Origin of the sequence: Bradyrhizobium sp. SZCCHNR1051 (assembly GCF_032489615.1) — a bacterium.
Lineage (GTDB): Bacteria > Pseudomonadota > Alphaproteobacteria > Rhizobiales > Xanthobacteraceae > Bradyrhizobium.
On record NZ_JAUEYJ010000023.1, the window covers coordinates 46817 to 67768 of the forward strand.

18 protein-coding genes, 2 tRNA genes and 1 pseudogene are annotated in these 20952 nt (G+C 64.5%); 17 read left to right on the forward strand and 4 right to left on the reverse strand.

Going from position 1 to position 20952, the window contains the following annotated elements:
- Positions 1–4: 4 nt before the first annotated feature.
- On the forward strand, positions 5–895 hold the full coding sequence (gene draG / locus QW868_RS25975) for an ADP-ribosyl-[dinitrogen reductase] hydrolase (RefSeq protein ID WP_316231862.1): 891 nt from the start codon (positions 5–7) through the stop codon (positions 893–895).
- 87 nt (positions 896–982) lie between these two features.
- Here the strand turns inward: draG and hisC are convergent, their stop codons facing one another.
- Positions 983–2050 (reverse strand): histidinol-phosphate transaminase, encoded by a 1068-nt coding sequence (gene hisC, locus QW868_RS25980; protein ID WP_316231863.1) that lies wholly within the window; start codon positions 2048–2050, stop codon positions 983–985.
- A gap of 93 nt (positions 2051–2143) precedes the next feature.
- Positions 2144–2212: transfer RNA gene (locus tag QW868_RS25985), tRNA-Arg, on the reverse strand.
- A gap of 154 nt (positions 2213–2366) precedes the next feature.
- On the opposite strand from QW868_RS25985, the pseudogene QW868_RS25990 reads away from it, so the two are divergent.
- The 8 genes and pseudogenes from QW868_RS25990 (at position 2367) to QW868_RS26025 (ending at position 11618) form a co-directional block, all read left to right on the forward strand.
- Positions 2367–3723: pseudogene (locus QW868_RS25990) on the forward strand (tyrosine-type recombinase/integrase).
- Positions 3724–4177: 454 nt separating this feature from the next.
- Complete coding sequence (locus tag QW868_RS25995; protein ID WP_315773686.1) at positions 4178–4471, forward strand: helix-turn-helix domain-containing protein; 294 nt, start codon at positions 4178–4180, stop codon at positions 4469–4471.
- Between the two features lie 12 nt (positions 4472–4483).
- Complete coding sequence (gene hyfB, locus QW868_RS26000) at positions 4484–6499, forward strand: hydrogenase 4 subunit B (RefSeq protein ID WP_316231864.1); 2016 nt, start codon at positions 4484–4486, stop codon at positions 6497–6499.
- Positions 6490–7443 carry a respiratory chain complex I subunit 1 family protein gene (locus QW868_RS26005; RefSeq protein WP_316231865.1) on the forward strand — a complete coding sequence of 318 codons (954 nt, stop codon included), beginning with the start codon at positions 6490–6492 and terminating at the stop codon, positions 7441–7443. Before hyfB ends, QW868_RS26005 begins: the two co-directional genes overlap by 10 nt.
- Before the next feature lie 2 nt (positions 7444–7445).
- The gene (locus QW868_RS26010; RefSeq protein WP_315734917.1) at positions 7446–8111 is read left to right on the forward strand and encodes a hydrogenase-4 component E; all 666 of its coding nucleotides are present in this window, start codon (positions 7446–7448) and stop codon (positions 8109–8111) included.
- Complete coding sequence (locus QW868_RS26015; protein ID WP_315735705.1) at positions 8111–9559, forward strand: hydrogenase 4 subunit F; 1449 nt, start codon at positions 8111–8113, stop codon at positions 9557–9559. Before QW868_RS26010 ends, QW868_RS26015 begins: the two co-directional genes overlap by 1 nt.
- 5 nt (positions 9560–9564) lie before the next feature.
- Positions 9565–11076 (forward strand): NADH-quinone oxidoreductase subunit C, encoded by a 1512-nt coding sequence (locus QW868_RS26020; protein ID WP_316231866.1) that lies wholly within the window; start codon positions 9565–9567, stop codon positions 11074–11076.
- Between the two features lie 14 nt (positions 11077–11090).
- On the forward strand, positions 11091–11618 hold the full coding sequence (locus QW868_RS26025; protein WP_316231867.1) for an NADH-quinone oxidoreductase subunit B family protein: 528 nt from the start codon (positions 11091–11093) through the stop codon (positions 11616–11618).
- 212 nt (positions 11619–11830) lie between these two features.
- Here QW868_RS26025 and QW868_RS26030 read toward each other — a convergent pair.
- Both QW868_RS26030 and QW868_RS26035 read right to left on the reverse strand, forming a co-directional pair.
- Positions 11831–11907, reverse strand: a tRNA-Arg gene (locus tag QW868_RS26030).
- A gap of 269 nt (positions 11908–12176) precedes the next feature.
- Positions 12177–13652: a HAMP domain-containing sensor histidine kinase gene (locus QW868_RS26035; protein ID WP_316231868.1), complete on the reverse strand. Its 1476-nt coding sequence runs from the start codon at positions 13650–13652 to the stop codon at positions 12177–12179.
- 501 nt (positions 13653–14153) lie between these two features.
- On the opposite strand from QW868_RS26035, the gene rpmH reads away from it, so the two are divergent.
- The 8 genes from rpmH (at position 14154) to QW868_RS26075 (ending at position 20890) form a co-directional block, all read left to right on the forward strand.
- Positions 14154–14288: a 50S ribosomal protein L34 gene (rpmH, locus tag QW868_RS26040; protein ID WP_006609582.1), complete on the forward strand. Its 135-nt coding sequence runs from the start codon at positions 14154–14156 to the stop codon at positions 14286–14288.
- A gap of 31 nt (positions 14289–14319) precedes the next feature.
- Positions 14320–14730 (forward strand): ribonuclease P protein component, encoded by a 411-nt coding sequence (gene rnpA, locus QW868_RS26045; protein WP_315775596.1) that lies wholly within the window; start codon positions 14320–14322, stop codon positions 14728–14730.
- Positions 14731–14752: 22 nt separating this feature from the next.
- Complete coding sequence (gene yidC, locus QW868_RS26050) at positions 14753–16618, forward strand: membrane protein insertase YidC (protein WP_315775597.1); 1866 nt, start codon at positions 14753–14755, stop codon at positions 16616–16618.
- Between the two features lie 145 nt (positions 16619–16763).
- Positions 16764–17423, forward strand: coding sequence for a ribosome biogenesis GTP-binding protein YihA/YsxC (yihA, locus tag QW868_RS26055; RefSeq protein ID WP_316231869.1), 660 nt, complete (start codon positions 16764–16766; stop codon positions 17421–17423).
- Entirely contained in the window at positions 17420–17791 is a 372-nt protein-coding gene (locus QW868_RS26060; protein ID WP_316231870.1) for a DUF423 domain-containing protein, read from the forward strand. The genes yihA and QW868_RS26060 overlap by 4 nt, the downstream gene beginning before the upstream one ends.
- A gap of 75 nt (positions 17792–17866) precedes the next feature.
- A complete protein-coding gene (gene argB, locus QW868_RS26065) occupies positions 17867–18763 on the forward strand; it encodes an acetylglutamate kinase (protein ID WP_012047096.1) in 897 nt (298 codons plus the stop codon).
- 203 nt (positions 18764–18966) lie between these two features.
- Positions 18967–19977, forward strand: coding sequence for a DUF1036 domain-containing protein (locus QW868_RS26070; protein WP_316231871.1), 1011 nt, complete (start codon positions 18967–18969; stop codon positions 19975–19977).
- 220 nt (positions 19978–20197) lie between these two features.
- Positions 20198–20890 (forward strand): pyrimidine 5'-nucleotidase, encoded by a 693-nt coding sequence (locus QW868_RS26075; RefSeq protein ID WP_316163406.1) that lies wholly within the window; start codon positions 20198–20200, stop codon positions 20888–20890.
- Positions 20891–20952 lie beyond the last annotated feature (62 nt).

Below are 20952 nucleotides of genomic sequence, written 5' to 3' on the forward strand. Positions count from 1 at the left end.
CAGCATGACCGCACTCGATGTCGAGGAACGCGCGCTCGCGGCCTATCTCGGCTTTACCATCGGCGACGCGCTCGGCGCCACCGTCGAGTTCATGACCCGAGACGAGATCGCCGCGCAATATGGCGTGCATCGCGACATCATCGGCGGCGGCTGGCTGAAGCTGAAGCCGGGCGAGGTCACCGACGACACCGAGATGTCGCTGGCGCTGGGACGCTCGCTGATCCGCAATGGCGGCTTCGACGCACGCGACGTCTGCGAGGAGTTCGCGGCATGGCTTCGGACCCGGCCGGCCGATGTCGGCAACACCTGCCGCCGCGGCATCCGCCGTTACGTCATGCGCGGCACGGTCGAAGGTGTCTACGCCGAAGGCGACGCTGGCAATGGCGCGGCGATGCGCGTACTGCCCGTGGCGCTCGCGACGCTCGAGGCACCGGACAACGCCGAGACGTGGACGCTGGCGCAGGCGCGCGCCACGCACCATCATCCGTTGTCGGACGACGCCTGCGTTGCGCTGGTGCGCATGACTCATGCCTTGCTGCAGGGTGAGGGCCAGGACGCCGTCCGCCGCGAAGCCGAAGCTCTGATCGGCAAGCACCGCGCCTTCAGCTTCGTCCCCTACCCCGGGCAGAGCTCGGCCTTCATCGTCGACACCATGCAGACCGTGCTGCACCACTATCTCGCCATCGACTCGTTCACAGAATGCCTGGTGCAGACCGTCAACCAGGGCGGCGACGCCGACACGACGGGCGCTCTCGCGGGCATGCTGGCCGGCGCCACCTATGGGCTGGCGGCGATTCCTGCGCGCTGGCGCGACAGGCTCGACCGCGACGTGGCTGCAGCCATTCACGCGCAGGTGCCGCGGCTGCTAGAAATCGCGCGCGTGCTTCGGGTCTGATGTCTGGGACCAATGGCATCCAGACTTCGCAGAGTGTGCCGGTCGTGGCGGATCGGCTCCGACCGATCGTCATCTCAGCCACAACTCTCAACCATTCTGCGCCAACACCTCGCGCAGCGCGTCCGTCAGCCGCGCGAGCTCCGTCTCCGAGCCGATGGTGATACGCAGATAGTCCGCGATCCGCGGGGCGGTGAAATGGCGGACGAGCACGGCGCGCTGACGCAAGGCCGTGGCCAGCGCCTGGCCGGAATGATCAGGATGACGGACGAAGACGAAATTGGCGCTGGACGGCAGGACCTCGAAGCCGAGACGGGCCAGCGCGGCGGTGAGGTCGGCGCGGTTCTTCACGATGACCGAGCGCGCCTGTTGGAAATACGCGTCGTCCTCGATCGAGGCGATCGCGCCGGCCTGGGCGGGCCGACCGAGCGGGTAGGAGTTGAAGCTGTCCTTGACCCGCGTCAGGCCTTCGATCAGGCCGGCGGCGCCGATCGCGTAGCCGACGCGCAGCCCGGCCAGCGCACGCGATTTCGACATCGTCTGCACCACCAGCAGGTTGGGATGCTCGGAGATCAAAGGGATCGCAGTCTCGGCGCCGAAATCGACATAGGCCTCGTCGATGACGACGGCCACATCGCTGTGGGCAGCAGCCAACCGTGCGATCTCGGCACGCGACAGCGCAATTCCGGTCGGCGCATTCGGATTGGCCACGATCACGGGGCCGGGGCGGTCGACATAATCGTCGATACGCACGCGCATCTCGGCATCGAGCGGAACGGTCGCGTAATCGATTCCGAGCAGCCGGCAGTAGACCGGATAGAAGCTGTAGGTCACGTCAGGGAACAGCAGCGGCGCAGCTTGCTTCAGGAGCGCCGCAAAGGTATGCGCGAGCACCTCGTCCGAGCCGTTGCCGACGAACACCTGCTCGGGTGAGACCTTGTGATAGGCCGCGAGCACCTCGCGCAGCCGCGTTGCCTGGGGATCTGGATAGAGCCGCAAGGTGTCGGCAGCGGCGGCCCGTATGGCCTCGATCGCCTTCGGCGACGGCCCGAACGGGCTCTCATTGGTGTTGAGCTTGACCAGGCCCGGGATCTGCGGCTGCTCGCCAGGCACATAGGGCGACAGCCCATGAACGAGCTCTGACCAGAAGCGACTCAAGATTGTTCTCCTGCGCAACCGAGATCCGCCAATCGACGCATCGACCGGAAGTGATGGACGTGCGAATTGAACGTGCTGTGGTTCATCGGCAAATGGCGCGCCCGGAACGATTCGAACGTCCGACCCTCAGATTCGTAGTTCAAAAGCATTGCTTCGCCACGCTATCCGACTGTACGCCACAGCGCAACGATAGACGCAAAAGTCCTTAATTTCGAGCCTTTTATCGCACATCCTCCTACAAGGTCGGGGTCGAACCGTCGAACTCCCCGATTTGCTAAAATCGTTTGAAAAACCGTTTTTGTTTCGGAGCGCTCCGATGGCCGATGTCCGCCTCCTGCTGACCGACAAAGAAATCGCTCGCCTGCCGACCCCGAGGAAGGGCTGGTATCTGGCGCGCGACACCGAACTGAAGGGCTTCTTCGTCGTCGTCGGAAAGCGGAAACGAACCTTTACCGTCCAAGGCGACCTTCGCGAGGACGGCAAGCGAGCGACGTCGATCCGGTCGCAATCGGCGACGTCAAAGAACTCTCGACAAGGACGGCCCGAGCGACTGCCAAGGAATATCTTGCTCAGATAAGCCGGGGTCAGCATCCCAAGGCCGGGTCGAAACCGAGTCGCGTCGCGGCCAGCGGGGATAGCCCGACCGCGCATCAATCCGGCGGCATCACGCTCAGGCAAGCGTGGGAGCGATATCGCGACGCCCACATGATTAGGAAAGGCCGTAGCGAGCGCACAATCGAGAGCTATCGGGATCACGTGGAACGAATCTTCATCAAATGGCTCGATACGCCATTGGAAGATTTGGGCCGCCACCCTGCAAAGGTGGTCGAGAGACATGACGAAATCACCAAGGAGAACGGGCCATATATTGCGAATGGAAGCATGCGCACTCTCCGGGCCATCTATTCCCACGCCCGAAAAGCCAACAAGACCTTGCCGCCCGATAATCCCGTCGGGGCTATCGACTGGAATGGAGAGAAGCGACGCGACACCGGAATGGGGCCCGGTGATCTGAGGGCCTGGTTTTCCGAATTGTCGGCTTTGGACAATCCGATCCGCCGTGAATTCCATCTCTTCACGCTGCTTTCGGGATGTCGGCCCACCGCGTTGCAGGAAACCACTCCGGGCAATATCGATTTCAAGAGACGGATCCTGCACATTCCCAAGCCCAAGGGCTGCGCGAAGCGGGCCTTCGACATCCTCTATCTCGGGAAATGATCCGCTGCCTGATCCGAGTCATGCGTTTCGGACATCAGGTGCATCCGTCGCATGCCCGCCAATGGATATTCCCGGCCGACAGCGTGTCGGGGCACATCGTCGAGCAGAAAGAAGATCGGGCCACGCTGTCGAAATGGGGTAACGATCTACGGCAGAGCTTTCGCACCATCGCCGCCGCAGCCGGCGTGTCGGAGTTCGATGCGAAGCTGCTGATGAACCACGCAATTCCCGGCGTGAACGCAGGCTACATCACTCGCCCTAAGCTGCTGGAGGATCACCTACGACGCCAACAACAAGCGATCAGCAGTACGGTATTTGCGGCATCGAATGCGAATAGCCCAAGTATCCGTCGGTGGCTGAAATCCACCAACTCGCAACTTCTCAACCCACGTGCGAATGTTATCGCTGACGACATTCGCGGGCAACAAGGGCTGAAGTCAGCGATCGCGGAATAGCAAGAGCGCGCTCCGTGGGAGAGAGGTGCTTAGTGTCGGCTCCTAGACGCGCGAAACGCGTGTAGCGATCCGCTCTTCTGCATAGATGACGGCACAAGCTCCCCTGTGGCGGAGAGAGTATCAGTCAATCTCCATTGAAAGAGAACGCATTTTCGTTCTTCCCCGACCCAAACCCACCGATTGAGCTACGGCCGGAGAATAGGGTTTCGCCCCCGACAACGACCTGTTCCGCCGATAATCCATCATCGCCGAAAATCCATCAAGCGAGTCGATCAATGGCGGCCTGCAATACGCACCCTCCAATGCGTTGACGCCTGGGACAAAGTCCTCGGCAAATGAGGTCTCGAACATCAATATGGCTATACAAAACAACTTCATTGGTATAATTGATCGAACAGCTAGCACTTTTACGTGCAGTATTGATGCACAAAATATCAGTACTGGCATCTCGACGATGATCACCGCAGCACAGCTCCGCGCGGCCAGGGCGCTTCTTGACATCGACCAGCGCCAGCTTGCCGAACTGTCTGGCCTTTCGGTCCCCACGATCCAGCGTATGGAAGCAAGCGAAGGCGTCGTGCGCGGCAACGTCGATTCCTTGATGAAATTGATCGAGGCGCTGATCCAGAGCGGCATCGAACTGATCGGCGACGGAGCAGCCAGTCAGACCGGAGGGCGCGGAGTCCGGCTCAAGGAGCCCGCACTCTCCGACTCGCGCCACGTGAAGGGTATGGCGAAAAGGGCATAGGATCCAATTCAGATGAGTGTCGTTGCATTCCTCATGCTCTGCGCAGCGGCGATGTTGGGGGTTGCGCTGTTGGCGGTAGCCATCTCGCACAAGTATGCGGCGACTCGCATCATCTACGGCGCCATGCTGGCGCTGTGCAGCGCGGCGACGGCTTTTTCGCTTCTCGCGCTTGCCGGCCATGCCGGCGCTCCGACTGACCTCGTTCTGCCGCTCGGCCTGCCCTGGATCGGCGCACACTTCGCGATCGATGCGCTCTCGGCCTTTTTTCTCGTTGTCGTGAATATCGGCGGCGCCGTGGCAAGTCTCTACGCGCTCGGCTACGGCGCGCACGCGGAGGAGCCGCATCGCGTGCTGCCGTTCTTTCCGGCCTTCCTCGCCGGAATGAATCTGGTCCTGCTGGCGGCTGATGCCTTCAGCTATCTGTTGTCCTGGGAGTTCATGTCACTGGCCTCCTGGGCGCTCGTAATCGCGCATCATCGCGATCCCGAGAACATGCGCGCCGGCTACGTGTATCTGATCATGGCGAGCCTCGGCACGCTCGCGCTCCTGCTCGCCCTCGGCCTGCTCGCCGGGCCGGGCGGCAGTTACGACTTCGAGACGATCAGACATGGCGTGCGAACGCCGCTGACGGCTGCGATGGTCCTCGTGCTGGTCCTGATCGGTGCAGGATCCAAGGCCGGGCTGGTGCCGCTGCATGCCTGGCTGCCGCTTGCGCATCCGGCGGCGCCAAGTCACGTTTCGGCTCTGATGAGCGGCGTGATGACGAAGGTCGCAATCTACGCCTTCATCCGCATCGTGTTCGACCTTGCCGGCGACCTGCCCTGGTGGTCGGGCGCGCTGCTGCTCGCGATCGGCAGCCTGAGCGCAGTCCTCGGCGTGTTGCAGGCCCTGATGCAGGACGACGCCAAGCGGCTGCTCGCCTATTCGACCATTGAAAATATCGGCATCGTCTTCATCGGGCTCGGCCTCGCGCTGTCGTTCCGAGCCGACGGCATGAATGCGGCGGCCGCGCTGGCCATAACGGCGGCCTTGTTGCACGTGCTCAACCATTCCCTCTTCAAGAGCCTGCTGTTCTTCGGCGCCGGCGCGGTGCTGACCGCAACCGGCGAGCGCGACATGGATCGTCTCGGCGGATTGATCCACCGCATGCCGGTGACGAGCTTCCTGTTCCTGGTCGGCTGCATGGCGATCTCGGCGCTGCCGCCACTGAACGGTTTCGTATCGGAATGGCTAACCTTCCAGGCCGTGCTTCAGAGTCCCGACCTGGCGCGATGGTTGCTGAAGGTCATGGTCCCGGCGGCAGGCGGCCTGCTCGCGCTCGCAGCAGCGCTGGCGGGCGCGACCTTCGTCAAGGCCTTCGGTATCACCTTCCTCGGCCGTCCACGCAGCACGGAAGCGGGACAAGCAGCGGAGGTGGACCGCTTCTCGCTCTCGGCCATGGCGACACTTGCCTTGCTCTGCCTGATCACCGGCATCGTTCCGGGCTTCATCATCGATGCCATCGCCCCGATCACGCACCAGCTTGCCGGCACGGCGCTGACGCCGCAGGGGAGCCGGCCCTGGCTCACGATCGTGCCGGAGGCCGAAACCGGCAGCTCCTATAACGGCTTGCTCGTCTTTCTCTTCATCACCACGTCCGCGCTGCTGGCGGTGTGGGCCATCCACCGCTTCGCCTCGCACGCGATCCGCCGCGGCCCGGCATGGGATTGCGGCTTTCCCGATCCCAGTCCGCTGACGCAATATTCCGGCTCGAGCTTTGCCCAGCCTATCCGCCGCGTGTTCCTAGCGCGGACTCCTGTCACGAGTGAAGAGGTCACCATGCCCGCGCCCGGCGACACACGCGCCGCCCGCTTCACGCTGACGATCGCCGATCCGGTGTGGGACTGGCTCTACGAGCCGTTTGCCGGCGCCGTCGAACGCGCCGCGCTCCAGCTCAACAAACTGCAATTCCTCACCATCCGCCGATACCTCAGCCTTGTCTTCCTCTCCCTCGTGCTGCTCTTGCTGGTGCTGGCGATATGGAGCTGATCTCCGCCCTTCTCGTTCAGGTCTCGCAGATGATGCTGGTGCTGCTGGCGGCGCCGCTGCTGACCGGCTTCATCCGCAAGGTGAAGGCGCGCCTCCAGCGCCGCCGCGGCCCGCCGATCGTGCAGCCCTATCGCGATATCCTACGGCTCCTGAAGAAGGAGGTCGTGGTCGCGGACAATGCCTCGTGGATATTCCGCGTCGCGCCCTATCTGATCTTCGCGGCGACCTGGGTCGCCGCCGCGCTGGTGCCGACCTTCGCCAAGGGTTTGCTGTTCAGCTGGTCCGCGGACCTCATCGCCATCATCGCGCTGCTCGCCAGCGCGCGGTTTTTCCTCGCGCTCGCCGGCATGGATATCGGCACCGCCTTCGGCGGCATCGGGGCGAGCCGGGAAATGATGATCGCCTCGCTCGCCGAGCCGGCCATGCTGCTGGTCGTCTTCACCATGGCGCTGGTTGCGCACTCGACGCAGCTCTCGGCCGTGGCCGATCTGCTCGCCTCGGGCGTCGGCCTGCGTGTCTCGCTGGGCCTTGCGATGGTCGGGCTGATCATCGTCGCCATCGCCGAAAACGGCCGCGTTCCGGTCGACAACCCGGCGACCCATCTCGAACTCACCATGGTGCATGAAGCCATGGTGCTGGAATATTCAGGTCGCCACCTCGCCATGATCGAACTCGCGGCCGCGGTCAAGCTGCTGCTCTACATCTCGCTGATCGGCTGCATCTTCGTGCCGTGGACGCTGGCTGCGCCCAGCGCGAGCACCGCAAGCCATCTGACCGGATTCACCGGCTATCTCGCCAAGCTCACTGTGTTCGGCTTTCTGCTCGGCGTGTTCGAGACCGCCATTGCGAAGATGAGGGTGTTCCGCCTACCGGATTTCGTCGGCGCTGCCTTGATGCTCGGCCTGCTCGGCACGCTGCTGTTGTTCGTATCGAGGAGCCTCTAGCAATGGCGCACGGACTGACATTCGACGTCGCGCACCTGTTGGCGGGCAGCCTGTTGCTGGTCAGCTTCCTGATGATCACACAGCACCGGCTCTATGCCCTGCTCAACGCCTTTGCGCTCCAGGCCGTGCTGCTCGCGATGTCGGTCGCCTGGCAGGCCCACGTCCAGAGCGCGCCGCATCTCTATGTCACCGCCATGATCGCGCTGGTCTTCAAGGCCGTGGTCGTGCCGGTCGGACTGCATCGCATCATCCAGCGGCTCGGCATCCATCGCGAGATCGAAACCGTGATCGGTTCCGGAACGACCATGCTGACCGGCATGGGACTGGTCGCGCTCTCGATGACGGTCATGCTGAAGGTCACCCCCGCCGCCGATCCGCTCGCGCGCGAGGACCTCGCCTTCGCGCTGTCGGTCGTACTGCTCGGTCTGTTGATGATGGTGAGCCGGCGTAACGCCGTGAGCCAGGTGGTCGGCTTCATGTCGCTTGAAAACGGGCTGGTGCTCGCGGGCACCGGCGCGCGCGGCATGCCGCTGGTGGTCGAGATCAGCGTCGCCTTCTCGATCCTGATCGCCTTCTTCGTGATCGGCGTCTTCCTGTTCCGGATCCGCGAGCGCTTCGATACCGTCGATGTCCAGGCGCTGGATCGCTTTCGCGGAGAGCGCCGATGATGTTGTCCACCAACGAGGGCGTCGTCCTCGTCACCGTCATTCCGGTCGTCTCGGCCGCTGTGCTGGCCCTGCTTCCCGGCTATCGGCTGTCCGCGCGCCTCAACGTGCTGGCGTCGGGGTTGACCTTCGCGGCCTCGCTCTCGATGTTCTTCGCCGATCACATCCAGCCCGGCTCTTACCTGTTCGTCGATGAACTCAACATCGCGTTCATCGTGCTCAATACCTTCGTCGGCTTCACCACCAGCGTGTTTTCGGCAAGCTATATCGGCCACGAGCTGGCGACCGGGCGGCTGACGCCTGCATACTTGCGTTTCTACCACGCCATGTTCCAGGTCATGATGGGCGGGATGAATCTCGCGCTGACCGCCAACAATATCGGCTTGATGTGGGTCGGCATCGAACTGGCGACGCTGACGACCGTGCTGATGGTCGGCATCTACCGCACCCATGAAGCGCTCGAAGCCGCCTGGAAATATTTCATTCTCGGCAGCGTCGGCATCGGGCTCGCGCTGTTCGGCACCATCCTGGTCTACATGGCTGCGCTCCCCGTGGTGGGCGAAGGCATCAACGGCATGGTTTGGACGGTGCTGGTCGCGCATGCCTCGCAGTTCGATCCGGCGCTGATCAACGTCGCCTTCATATTCCTGCTGCTCGGCTACGGCACCAAGGTGGGGTTGGCGCCGCTGCACGCCTGGTTGCCGGATGCGCATGCGGAAGGGCCGACGCCGATCTCCGCGGTGTTGTCCGGCCTCCTGCTCAACGTCGCACTCTACGCAGTGCTTCGTTTCAAGATCGTGCTGGCAGCCAATCCGAGCGCGGTGGCTCCTGGACCCCTGATGGTAACACTCGGTCTGGTGTCGCTGGTGTTCGCCGCCTTCATGCTCTACCGGCGGCGCGACATCAAACGCCTGTTCGCCTATTCCTCGATCGAGCACATGGGGATCATCACCTTTGCCTTCGGGATGGGCGGCCCGGTCGCCAATTTTGCCGGGCTGCTGCACATGGTGATGCACAGCCTTACCAAGTCGGGAATCTTCTTTGCCGTTGGCCATGTCGCGCAGATCAAGGACACGCAGAAGATCGCCGATATCCGCGGCCTGACCGCGACCCATCCGGCGCTCGGCTGGAGCCTCGTGATCGGTGTCGTGGCCATCGCCGGATTGCCGCCGTTCGGCGTCTTCATGAGCGAATTCCTGGTCGTGACCTCGACCTTCGCGCGCGAGCCACTGCTTGCCATCCCGCTCGTGTTCGGCATCCTGCTCGCGCTCGGCGCGCTGTTCTATCATCTCAACGGTATCGCCTTTGGCGTGCCGACCGGGAGCACTGCACCATCGGATGCCTCCTACATGCCGATGATCGTGCATTTCGGTCTCGTGCTGATCGCCGGAATCTTCCTCCCGCCCACGCTGGTCACGTGGTTCCGGCACGTCGCCGATATTCTGGGGTGATCGCAATGGGCCTCGACGAACTCCTGCGCCAAGGCGAGCTTGCATCGAGCCCCTGTCCCTGGCCGCGCGCCGTCGTCGGCGTCGCGACCTGGAACGAGGCGATCGCGGGACTTGCCGGCGCCGACTGGGAACTGCTCGGCCTTTGGGGCGAGGCGGATCGCGTTCACATGGCGCTGCTCGATGCGCCGAAGACTGTGGTCGGCATCATCACGCTCGATTGCCCGACCCGCCGCTATCCGTCGGTCGGTCTGCACCATCCACCGGCACTTCGGCTGGAGCGGACCATCCGCGATCTCCGCGGCCTGGAGCCGCAAGGCCTGCCGGACCCGCGCGCCTGGCTCGATCACGGCAATTGGGGCCTGCGGCATCCGCTCGCTGCGAAGGCCGAGCCGACGCCGATCGACAAGACCTATGCGTTCCTTCCCGTCGAAGGCGACGGCCTGCATCAGATTCCGGTCGGCCCGGTCCATGCCGGCATCATCGAGCCCGGCCACTTCCGCTTCACAGCCAACGGCGAGACCGTGGTGCGGTTAGAGCCTCGGCTCGGCTATGTGCACAAGGGTATCGAAGGCCTGATTGCGGGCGCGAACCTTGCGAAGGCGGGCAAGCTCGCAGCTCGCGCCTCCGGTGACAGCACAGTCGCCTACGGACTGGCCTTCGCGCGCGCGGTGGAGGCCGCGTTGGGGGTGGAAGTTCCGCTGCGTGCGCACCATCTGCGCGCGCTGATGGCGGAGCTGGAACGTCTCGCCAATCATCTCGGCGATTTCGGCGCAATCTGCAACGATGCTTCCTTCGCCCTGATGCTGGCCCATTGCGGCGTGTTGCGCGAGAAGGTGCTGCGCGGCGCGGGCAATGTTTTCGGGCACCGCCTGATGCGCGACTTGATCCTGCCCGGCGGCGTTGCGACCGATATCAACCAGGATGGCATCCAGGCGATCCGATCGCTGGTGAGCGATATCCAGACACGCTTCCCGGCCCTGGTCGAACTCTACGACAACACGGCCTCGCTCCAGGATCGCACCGTCACCACGGGCACGGTGAAGGCCGATCTCGCCCGTCAATACGCGCCCGGCGGCTTCATCGGCCGCGCATCGGGCCGCGCCTTCGACGCACGCAAGCATCTTGCCTACGCGCCCTATGACAAGCTCGCCTTCGAGATTCCTGTGCTTGAGGCCGGCGACGTCAACGCGCGGGTGTGGATTCGCGTTCGCGAGATCGAGCAGAGTCTAGGGCTCGTCACCCAATTGCTGGAGCGGATGCCGCAGGGCGAGTTGCGGATCGATCTGCCCATGGCCGGCGAGGTTCGCGAGGGCATGGCGCTGGTGGAGGGTTTTCGCGGCGACATCCTGGTCTGGCTCAGGCTCAATGCCGACAACAGCATTGCGCACTGCCATCTGCGTGACCCTTCCTGGTTCCAGTGGCCGCTGCTGGAGGCCGCGATCCAAGACAACATCGTTGCCGATTTCCCGCTCTGCAACAAATCGTTCAACTGCTCCTACTCGGGCCACGACCTCTAGGGACGTCCATCCAGATGAGAAAGCTGCTGTTCCAGAGTCTCGTGCAGATGCCGTTGACGGAGCCGGCGCCGTCGGCCGACGACCGGGCACTTGCAGAAGTGGGCGCTGCGCTGGAGCGGGCGGCCCGCCGGCGCCTTGGCCGGTCGCTGTCGATCCGCGAGGTCGACGCCGGCTCCTGCAACGGCTGCGAGCTGGAAATTCATGCGCTCAACAACGCCTATTACGATCTCGAACGCTTCGGCCTCCGCTTCGTCGCCTCACCGCGCCACGCGGACGTGCTGCTGGTGACTGGGCCGGTGACGAAGAACATGCGCATGGCGCTGGAGCGGACCTACAACGCAACGCCAAATCCGAAGTGGGTCGTGGCCGTGGGCGACTGCGCCCGCGACGGCGGGTGCTTCGCCGGCAGCTATGCCGTGGTGGGGGGCGCGGGAGAGGTCGTGCCGGTCGATCTGCATGTCCCGGGGTGCCCGCCCGCTCCGCTCGAAATTCTCCGCGGGCTATTGGCTCTTCTCGAACGCGTGGCTTCGGCCACGCCATAGCCATCTCGACGGCTTCGATGATTTATAGGACCTCAGAGGCACTGGCGGAGAGAGTGGAATTCGAACTCCCGTTAATTCTCCGATCTGGATGCAATCCTTTGCCAGGAGCGGCACCGTCCACAAGCATGCATGTCGCACACCAAAACCGTTTGAAAAACCGTTTTAGTTTTCAAATCTCAAACGGTGATTTTTAGCTAAGTCATTGATTTAAATGGCGCGCCCGGAACGATTCGAACGTCCGACCCTCAGATTCGTAGTCTGATGCTCTATCCAGCTGAGCTACGGGCGCGTTTTTCGCGTTTGGCAGGCTCCGGGCCAGGGGCCGGATCCCGGAAGGCCGGGGCGGCAAATGCCGGCAGGCCTCGCGAAGGGCCTCTGACTAACGGCTCGGAGACCGCTTGGCAAGGCTGGAGCGGGACAATTTGCGACCATTTTTCCGCAGACGCGCTGGCGCGGTTCGGTAGGGCCGGAGCGGACGGGCTTCGTTCCGGCACGCCCGGAGTTCCGGGCTCGACGCCTGCGGCATCGCCCCGGAATGGCAGGTGAGGCCGGTCCGGTTCAGGCGCTGGCGCGCTCGGTCCAGAAGGTCTGCAGCTCGACAGGGCGGTCGGGAATCGTGATTCGGAAGGTGGCCCCCAGGGTCCCTTCGACCAGCTGGATGTCGCCATCGTGGGCCCGGACCAGCTCGGCCGCGATCGCAAGGCCCAGCCCCGAGCCGCCCGGACGACCGGCACCACGGAAGGCCTCGAACAGGTGCTCTCGCACCTTCGCCGGGACGCCGGGACCCGTGTCCGAGACCTCCAGGATCGCCACCCCGCCCTCGCGGCGGCCGGTGATGCGGATCTGGCGCACGCCGGCATCCGCCGCGAGGCTGTCCAAGGCCTGGGCGGCATTGCGCACCAAGTTGAGCAGCACGCGGAACAGCTGGTCCGGATCAGCATCGATCTTCAGCCCGCGCTCGATCGCCGCGATCCACGTGATCGAGGCATCCGGCGACAGGCCAGCGGTCTCCCGCACCTCCGCCACCACCTGCTCGACCGCCACCATGCGGCGGTCCGGCGCCGGCTCCTGCACCTTGCCGTAGGACAGCGTCGACTGGCAGAACGCGATGGCGCGCTCCAGCGAGCGCATCAGCTTCGGCGCGAAGCGCTGCACCCGCGGATCGGGAACGCTGGCGAGCTGGTCCGACAGCAGTTGCGACGAGGCCAGCAGGTTGCGGAGGTCATGGTTGATCTTGGACACGGCGAGGCCGAGGGCGGCGAGCCGGCTCTTCTGATGCAGCATCGAGACGAGGTCGCGCTGCATGTCGGCGAGCTCGCGCTCGGCGACGCCGATCTCGTCGGAACGCTGGCTCGGCACGATGATTCGCGCCACGCTCTCCGGATTTTCGTGGAAGCCGACGAGGCTCGCGGTGAGGCGCCGCATTGGCCGCACGAACAGGAAATGCAGAGCAAGATAGACCAGCGCCGCGGTCAGCACCGCCAGCAGCAGTGACACGCCGAGCAGATTGCGCGAGAAGCGATACATCGCCTTGCGCAACGGCTTCTCGTCGGTCACGACCTCGATGAACTGGGCGCGGCCCGGCGACGGCCCGATCACGCGCATGGTGTGCTCGCCGGTCTCTGTCATCATCGTCAGCGAGTTCACGATCGACGACCACACCGTCATGTCGCGCATGTCGAAGTCGTGGTCGATCGAGGCGGGCAGGTCGGCGCTGGCGAGCAGGCGGCGCTGCTGGCCCATCTTGATGGCGACGCCGCGCGCGTTGATGGAGGTGAGGATCTGCCGCGCCAGCGAATCCGGCACCATGCCGGACGGCGCGGCATCAAGCACCAGCGCAGCGGTATTGGCGGCCGCCAGGCGATCGTTGAGCCGGTTGGTCCAGAAATTGGCGATCGCCGGCACGTAGATCAGCACCTCCGCGATCATCACCAGCGGAATGGTCAACAGCAGCAGCTTTCCAGACAAGCCGAGCCGGCGCGACCTTTTCGGTCGCAGGCGCTCCAGGATTGGCTGGTTGTCGCTCTCGGTCACGTATCGCCCTTGTAAGAGACACCCCCACCCTTACGGGACCGCAAGATGGGACTGCACCGGAGTCCGGTCAAATTACGGATCGCTCATGTTCCGGTTTCCAAATCGTTCATAATGGAACCCAAAACTGCACGACCTCTGACGTCTTCAACCCCGCCGTGCCGAGGCTATTCTTGCCCTCGTCTTGCGCCCAGGGTCTTACGTTCTCGTCTTGCTTCGTCTCATTCGCCACGCCGACCCACGGCCGGTGACGAAGGTCTTTACGAGATCTCGGCGCCGTCGATCGCCTGCACCGCCTAGGACGCCTTGCCGCGATTGACGAAGGCGGGACGCTCCCTTATAAGCCGCGCCAACCGTCCGCGATGACCCGGCCCGCCCGGGAGCGGCTCGATTTCAGGGCCGGCAGCGGTCCATTTCGGGCCCGGAAGCATCACCGGACATCAATCGACATTTCAAGCAGGCAAGTTGTCAACTGGCAAATTGCCCGGCAGCGGAGAACGACCCGTGAAGCGGACTTATCAACCCAGCAAACTGGTGCGCAAGCGCCGTCACGGCTTCCGCGCCCGTCTCGCCACCACCGGCGGCCGCAAGGTCCTTGCCGCGCGTCGCGCCCGGGGCCGCAAGCGTCTCAGCGCCTGAAGCCAGGGCGTCTGTCCCGGAGATTTCCATCATGGATCGGCTGCGGCAGCGGGCGGACTTCCTCGCCGTTGCCGATGGCGTGCGGGCGAACAGCCCTGCCTTCGGGGTCCAGCGCCGGGAACGGCCGGACCAGGGCCCGATCCGGATCGGCTTTACCGTCACCAAGAAGAATGGCACCGCCACGGAGCGTAATCGCATCCGTCGGCGGTTGCGCGAGCTTGTGAAACGGCTCGATCCCCTGTCGATGCGGCCGCACAGTGATTACGTGCTGGTCGGCCGGCGGGATGCCCTGTCACGCGACTTCTCGACCATGCTCGCCGACCTCCAGGCGACGCTCCGCCGCCTCGACCGGCCGCAGGCCAAGCCGCAGCCGCGCAAGCCGTCGGATGCGGACAAGCCAAACGCTCCCGCACCGGACGCGCATTCCCGCAAACCGGATTGAACGACGAGACGATAAGAAAACGATGACCGACAATCGCAACACCATCCTCGCCGTCATTCTGTCCGGCCTCGTGCTGATCCTGTGGCAGGTCTTCTACAACGGACCGCAGATGGAGAAGCAGCGCGCGCAGGCCCAACTGCAGGCCGAGCTCGCCAAGAAGCAGGCGCCGGCAACGCAGCCCGACAGCACCGCTCCGTCTGCCACCCCGCAGCCGGGCGCTTCCGCAACCGGCAGCCCGAGCGCACCGGGCGGGGCCGTGATCAGCACAGGCGTGATGCCGCGCGACACCGCCATCGCCGCCACCCCGCGCGTCAAGATCGACACGCCGCGGCTGACCGGCAGCATCTCGCTGAAGGGCGCGCGCATCGACGATCTGGCTTTCGTGAAGTACCGCGAGACGGTCGATCCGAAATCGCCGGCGATCGTGCTGTTCTCGCCGTCCAACACCGCCGAGCCCTATTACGCCGAGTTCGGCTGGGTCAACGCCGCCGGCGCCAAGGTGCAGGTGCCGGACCAGAGCACGATGTGGCAGCAGGACGGCTCCAACGCGCTGACGCCCTCGACCCCGGTGAAGCTGACCTTCACCAACGGCGACGGCCTGACCTTCCAGCGCACCATTTCCGTGGACGACCACTATCTCTTCACCATCAAGGACGACGTCACCAACGCCGGCAATGCGCCGGTGACGCTGTATCCCTACGGCCTGATCTCGCGTCATGGCACGCCGCAAGTCTCGGGCTATTACATCCTGCATGAAGGCCTGATCGGCTATCTCGGCGAAAAGGGCCTGCAGGAATTCACCTACAAGAAGATGGACGACGAGAAGGCGGCGAAGTTCGACGTCACCAATGGCTGGCTCGGCATCACCGACAAATATTGGGCGGCCGCGCTGCTGCCGATGACGGATGCCCGCCTGCAGGCGAACTATTCGTCGAAGCTGGTCGACAACCAGCATCGCTACCAGACGGACTATGTCGAGACCCCGCAGACGGTACCGGCCGGCGGCTCGGCCAGCGTCTCCACGCGGCTGTTCGCCGGCGCCAAGGAGGCCGGCGTCGTCGGCATCAACTTCCCGATCGGCGGCCTCGGCGGCTACAACCAGCAGCTCGGGCTGAACCATTTCGATCTCCTGATCGACTGGGGCTGGTTCTACTTCCTGACCAAGCCGATGTTCCTGGCGCTGGATTTCTTCTTCCGCTTCTTCGGCAATTTCGGCATCTCGATCCTGCTGGTGACGGTGCTGGTGAAGCTCCTGTTCTTCCCGCTCGCCAACAAGTCCTACGCCTCGATGGCGAAGATGAAGGCGATCCAGCCGCAGCTCCAGGCGCTCAAGGAGCGCTATCCGGACGACCGGATGAAGCAGCAGCAGGAGATGATGGAGATCTACAAGAAGGAGAAGATCAACCCGGTCGCCGGCTGTCTTCCGGTCGTGCTGCAGATCCCGGTGTTCTTCTCGCTCTACAAGGTGCTGTTCGTCACCATCGAGATGCGGCATGCGCCGTTCTATGGCTGGATCAAGGACCTGTCGGCGCCGGATCCGACCAATCTGTTCACGCTGTTCGGCCTGATCCCGTTCGACCCGACCCAGCTGCCGCTGTTCGGCCACTACCTGGCGCTCGGCATCTGGCCGATCATCATGGGCATCACGATGTGGTTCCAGATGAAGCTGAACCCGACGCCGCCGGACCCGACCCAGGCGATGATCTTCAACTGGATGCCGCTGATCTTCACCTTCATGCTCGCCGGCTTCCCGGCCGGCCTCGTGATCTACTGGGCCTGGAACAACACGCTGTCGGTGCTGCAGCAGGGCTTCATCATGCGCCGCAACGGCGTGAAGGTGGAGCTGTTCGACAACATCCGCGGCACGTTCAAAAAAAAAGTAGCGTGACGAGTAAGGCGGCGTGAGCCGCTGAAGCAACGAACCGTCTACCGTCATGGCCGGGCTTGTCCCGGCCATCCACGTTTTGATATCCCGCGCAATGGGCGTGGATGCCCGGGCCAAGCCCGGCCATGACGAAGAGCGAGGCCTTGTCATGACCACCAGCCACGACACCGACGAGCGCCTGATCGAAAAAGGCCGCAAGCTGTTCGCTCAATCGTGGCGCTTCACCCACGCCTCGCCCTCGATCGAGAGCCTGCCGCCGATGGGAAGCCTCGAAGTCGCCTTCGCCGGCCGCTCCAATGTCGGCAAGTCCAGCCTGATCAACGCACTGACCGGCCAGAACGCGCTGGCGCGCACCTCGCATACGCCGGGCCGCACCCAGGAGCTGATCTTCTTCGAGGGGCCCGAGCATGCGCCGCTGCGGCTGGTCGACATGCCCGGCTATGGATATGCCGCCGCGGCGAAGACCAAGGTCGCGTCCTGGACCGAGCTGATCCACAAATTCCTGCTCGGCCGCGCCTCGCTCGCCCGCGTCTATGTGCTGATCGATGCCCGTCATGGGCTGAAGGAGGTCGATCAGGAGATTCTCAAAACGCTCGACAGGTCCGCCGTCAGCTATCAGCTCGTCCTGACCAAGGCCGACCAGATCAAGCCGGCTGAGCTCGCAAGCCGGATCGCCGAGACCGAGGCCGCGCTCGCCAAGCATCCGGCGGCGTTTCCTCAGGTGCTGGCGACGTCGTCACGATCCGGCACCGGCATGCCGGAGCTGCGTGCCGCCATGGTGCGGCTGCTGGAAGAGCGGAGCACATGATGACGCCGTGGCGAATCCTGGTCGCAATGGCCGGGCTGATGGGCGCCACGGGCGTCGCGCTGGCGGCCAAGGCCGCGCACGACCCTGACGCATCGCGGCTCGCGACCGCCTCCACCATGCTGCTGTTCCACGCCTGCGCCCTGCTCGGCACCATCGCGCTGGCAGAGCGCGGCGTGGTTCATCGGCGCATCGGCCTGATCACGGCGATCGGCTTCGTGCTCGGCCCGGCCCTGTTCGCCGGCGACCTCCTGATGCGGCAGTTCACCGGCGATCGGCTGTTTCCGTTCGCGGCGCCGATCGGCGGTAGCTTGCAGATCGCGAGCTGGCTCGCACTCGCGGTCTGCGCGCTGTGGCCGCGGCGGGCGTGATCCGGCGCTTTGCGCCGCGGGCGGCAATCGGCTAGAACGCGGCGCGACGCCCCCGACAGCCGAGACCTCCCAGACATGACCGACGCGACCACCATCAGCCCGCTCGATCAGGCCCGCATCCTGTCCGAAGCGCTCCCGCACATGCAGGAGTATGACGACGAGACCATCGTCATCAAATATGGCGGCCACGCCATGGGTGACGAGGACACCGCGAAAGCGTTCGCGCGCGACATCGTGCTGCTCGAGCAGACCGCCATCAATCCGGTGGTGGTGCACGGCGGCGGACCGCAGATCGCGACCATGCTCAAGCGCCTCGGCATCGTCTCCGAATTCGCCGCCGGCCTGCGCATCACCGATGCCGCAACCATCGAGATCGTCGAGATGGTGCTGGCCGGCTCCATCAACAAGCAGCTGGTCGGCTACATCAACGAGGCCGGCGGCAAGGCCGTCGGGCTGTGCGGCAAGGACGGCAACATGGTGCGCGCGGTCAAGGCGACCCGCACCATGGTCGATCCCGACAGTCACATCGAGAAGGTGGTCGATCTCGGCTTCGTCGGCGAGCCGGACAAGGTCGATCTGACGCTGCTGAATCAGCTGATCGGCTACGAGCTGATCCCGATCCTCGCGCCGCTGGCAACCTCGAAGGAAGGCCAGACCTTCAACGTGAATGCCGATACGTTCGCCGGGGCTGTGGCCGGTGCGCTGAAGGCCAAGCGCCTCTTGCTGCTCACCGACGTGCCCGGCGTGCTCGACAAGTCGAAGAAGCTGATCCCGGAATTGTCGGTGAAGGACGCGCGCAAGCTGATCGCCGATGGCACCATCTCCGGCGGCATGATCCCGAAGGTCGAGACCTGCATCTACGCACTCGAGCAGGGCGTGCAGGGCGTCGTCATCCTGGACGGCAAGGTGCAGCACGCCGTGCTGCTCGAGCTGTTCACCAACCAGGGCACGGGCACGCTGATCCACAAGTGAGCAGGCGCGACCATCTCTCTCCGTCATGGCCGGGCGAAAGCGCGGAGCGCGTCTTCGCAATGCAGACAGCCCGGCCATCCACGTCGTTCGGCGAAGTCGGAGAGAGAGACGTGGATGCCCGGGCCTCCGCCGCGCCGAAGCGGCTTCGGCCGCGCAGGCGGGTCAAGCCCGGGCATGACGATGTGGGGATATGCGGGCCTGCAATGCCCCTCACGACTCGCCTCTTCCTCGCCCTGTCTACGATCCTCCTTACCCTTCTCGTCGCGGCCACCCCCGCTCGCGCCGACCTCAAGCTCTGCAACCGCATGAGCTACGTCGTCGAGGCCGCGATCGGCATCGACGAGAAGGCCGCGACAGCGACGCGCGGCTGGTTCCGGCTCGATCCGTCGACCTGCCGCGTGGTGCTGCAGGGGACGATGACCGCCGATCGCATCCTGCTGCATGCGCGCGCGCTCAGCCTGTACGGCGCGTCGCCGATCGCCGCGAACGGCAATGACCCGCTGTGCGTCGCGACCGACAATTTCGTCATCGCAGCCGCCCGGCAGTGCCGCACCGGGCAGACGCCGGCGCCGTTCACGCAGGTGACGCCGACCAAGGCCGACGACGGCACCCTGATCGCCTACCTCGCCGAGAGCGCCGAATATGACGACGAGCAGGCGCGGCTCGCCGGCATCCAGCGGCTGCTCGGCATCGCCGGCTATGACGCCTCGCCGATCGACGGTGTTGACGGGCCGAAGACCCAGGCCGCGCTCGCCGCGTTCCTGAAGAGCCGCGGGCTGTCATCCGACGTTGTGTCGCAGCCGAATTTCTTCGCGACCATGGTGGAGGCGGTGCAGACGCCGGCGCCGACCGGGCTGACCTGGTGCAACGACACGCCGCACAAGGTGATGGCGGCAGTGGCGACGGACGACGGCCGCACCGTGGTCAGCCGCGGCTGGTACCGGATCGATGCCGGCAAATGCCTGCATCCGGACATCGCCGGACAGCCGAAGAAAGTCTACAGCTTCGCCGAAGCGGTCGACGATGAGAACCGCACCATCAAAGTGAAGAACAAGCCGCTGAACTGGGGCGGGCTGGTGCAGCTCTGCACCCGCGAGAACAAGTTCGAGACATCCGAGCAGGGCGACTGTCCGAGCCGCGGCTTCACCGCCACCGGCTTCACCGCCGTCGACATCGCCCGCGGTGGCAAGACGCTGCGCTTTGCGCTGCCGTGATCGGCATATCGATGTTGCCCACGTTGCCACCACACCCACAGCTGTCATCCCGGCGAACGCCGGGATCCATAACCACCGGCCGAGGTTTGGGCCATCGGCATCAGCCATCATGCCGCAAGATAGCTTCCGCGGTATGGGTCCCGGCGTTCGCCGGGACGACAGCGGAATATGCCGCCCTAGCCGGGCATGATGACCGAAGGCAGGATGGACCGACGCCCACATGACAGAATCCCCCCGCGCCTTCGATCACGTCGACACCTGGGTGTTCGACCTCGACAACACGCTATATCCGCATCACGTCAATCTGTGGCAGCAGGTCGATGCCAGGATCGGCGAGTTCGTGTCCAACTGGCTCAAGGTCGACGCGGATGAGGCGCGCCGGATCCAGAAGGACTACTACCGCCGCTATGGCACGACGATGCGCGGCATGATGACCGAGCACGGCGTGCACGCCGACGACTTCCTGGCCTATGTGCACAAGATCGATCATTCGCCGCTGGAGCCGAATCCGGCGATGGGCGCGGCGATCGAGAAGCTGCCCGGACGCAAGCTGATCCTGACCAACGGCTCGGTCGACCATGTCGATGCCGTGCTGGCGCGGCTCGACATTGCCGGCCATTTCCATGGCGTGTTCGACATCATCGCGGCCGAGCTGACGCCGAAGCCGGCGCGCGAGACCTACGACAAATTCCTCAAGCTGCATGCCGTCGATCCGACACGGGCGGCGATGTTCGAGGACCTTTCCCGCAACCTCGTGGTGCCGCACGACCTCGGCATGACCACGGTGCTCGTGGTGCCGGACGGCACCAAGGAGGTGGTGCGCGAGGATTGGGAGCTGGCGGGTCGCGACGACCCGCATGTCGATCATGTCACGGACGATCTGACCGGATTCTTGCAGCGGCTGGTGGGGTGAGACCCGCCACGCATTGAACTGTCATTCCGGGGCGATGCGAAGCATCGAACCCGGAATGACGG

Excerpts from the sequence above, each read along its gene's own strand:
- draG (WP_316231862.1), top strand. The coding sequence starts at position 5 with ATGACCGCACTCGATGTCGAGGAACGCGCGCTCGCGGCCTATCTCGGC.
- QW868_RS26075 (WP_316163406.1), top strand. The coding sequence starts at position 20,198 with ATGACAGAATCCCCCCGCGCCTTCGATCACGTCGACACCTGGGTGTTC.
- QW868_RS26060 (WP_316231870.1), top strand. The coding sequence starts at position 17,420 with ATGATGACGCCGTGGCGAATCCTGGTCGCAATGGCCGGGCTGATGGGC.
- QW868_RS26010 (WP_315734917.1), top strand. The coding sequence starts at position 7,446 with ATGGCGCACGGACTGACATTCGACGTCGCGCACCTGTTGGCGGGCAGC.
- QW868_RS26025 (WP_316231867.1), top strand. The coding sequence starts at position 11,091 with ATGAGAAAGCTGCTGTTCCAGAGTCTCGTGCAGATGCCGTTGACGGAG.
- hyfB (WP_316231864.1), top strand. The coding sequence starts at position 4,484 with ATGAGTGTCGTTGCATTCCTCATGCTCTGCGCAGCGGCGATGTTGGGG.
- yidC (WP_315775597.1), top strand. The coding sequence starts at position 14,753 with ATGACCGACAATCGCAACACCATCCTCGCCGTCATTCTGTCCGGCCTC.
- QW868_RS26005 (WP_316231865.1), top strand. The coding sequence starts at position 6,490 with ATGGAGCTGATCTCCGCCCTTCTCGTTCAGGTCTCGCAGATGATGCTG.
- argB (WP_012047096.1), top strand. The coding sequence starts at position 17,867 with ATGACCGACGCGACCACCATCAGCCCGCTCGATCAGGCCCGCATCCTG.
- yihA (WP_316231869.1), top strand. The coding sequence starts at position 16,764 with ATGACCACCAGCCACGACACCGACGAGCGCCTGATCGAAAAAGGCCGC.
- QW868_RS26020 (WP_316231866.1), top strand. The coding sequence starts at position 9,565 with ATGGGCCTCGACGAACTCCTGCGCCAAGGCGAGCTTGCATCGAGCCCC.
- QW868_RS25995 (WP_315773686.1), top strand. The coding sequence starts at position 4,178 with ATGATCACCGCAGCACAGCTCCGCGCGGCCAGGGCGCTTCTTGACATC.
- QW868_RS26070 (WP_316231871.1), top strand. The coding sequence starts at position 18,967 with ATGCCCCTCACGACTCGCCTCTTCCTCGCCCTGTCTACGATCCTCCTT.
- rnpA (WP_315775596.1), top strand. The coding sequence starts at position 14,320 with ATGGATCGGCTGCGGCAGCGGGCGGACTTCCTCGCCGTTGCCGATGGC.
- QW868_RS26015 (WP_315735705.1), top strand. The coding sequence starts at position 8,111 with ATGTTGTCCACCAACGAGGGCGTCGTCCTCGTCACCGTCATTCCGGTC.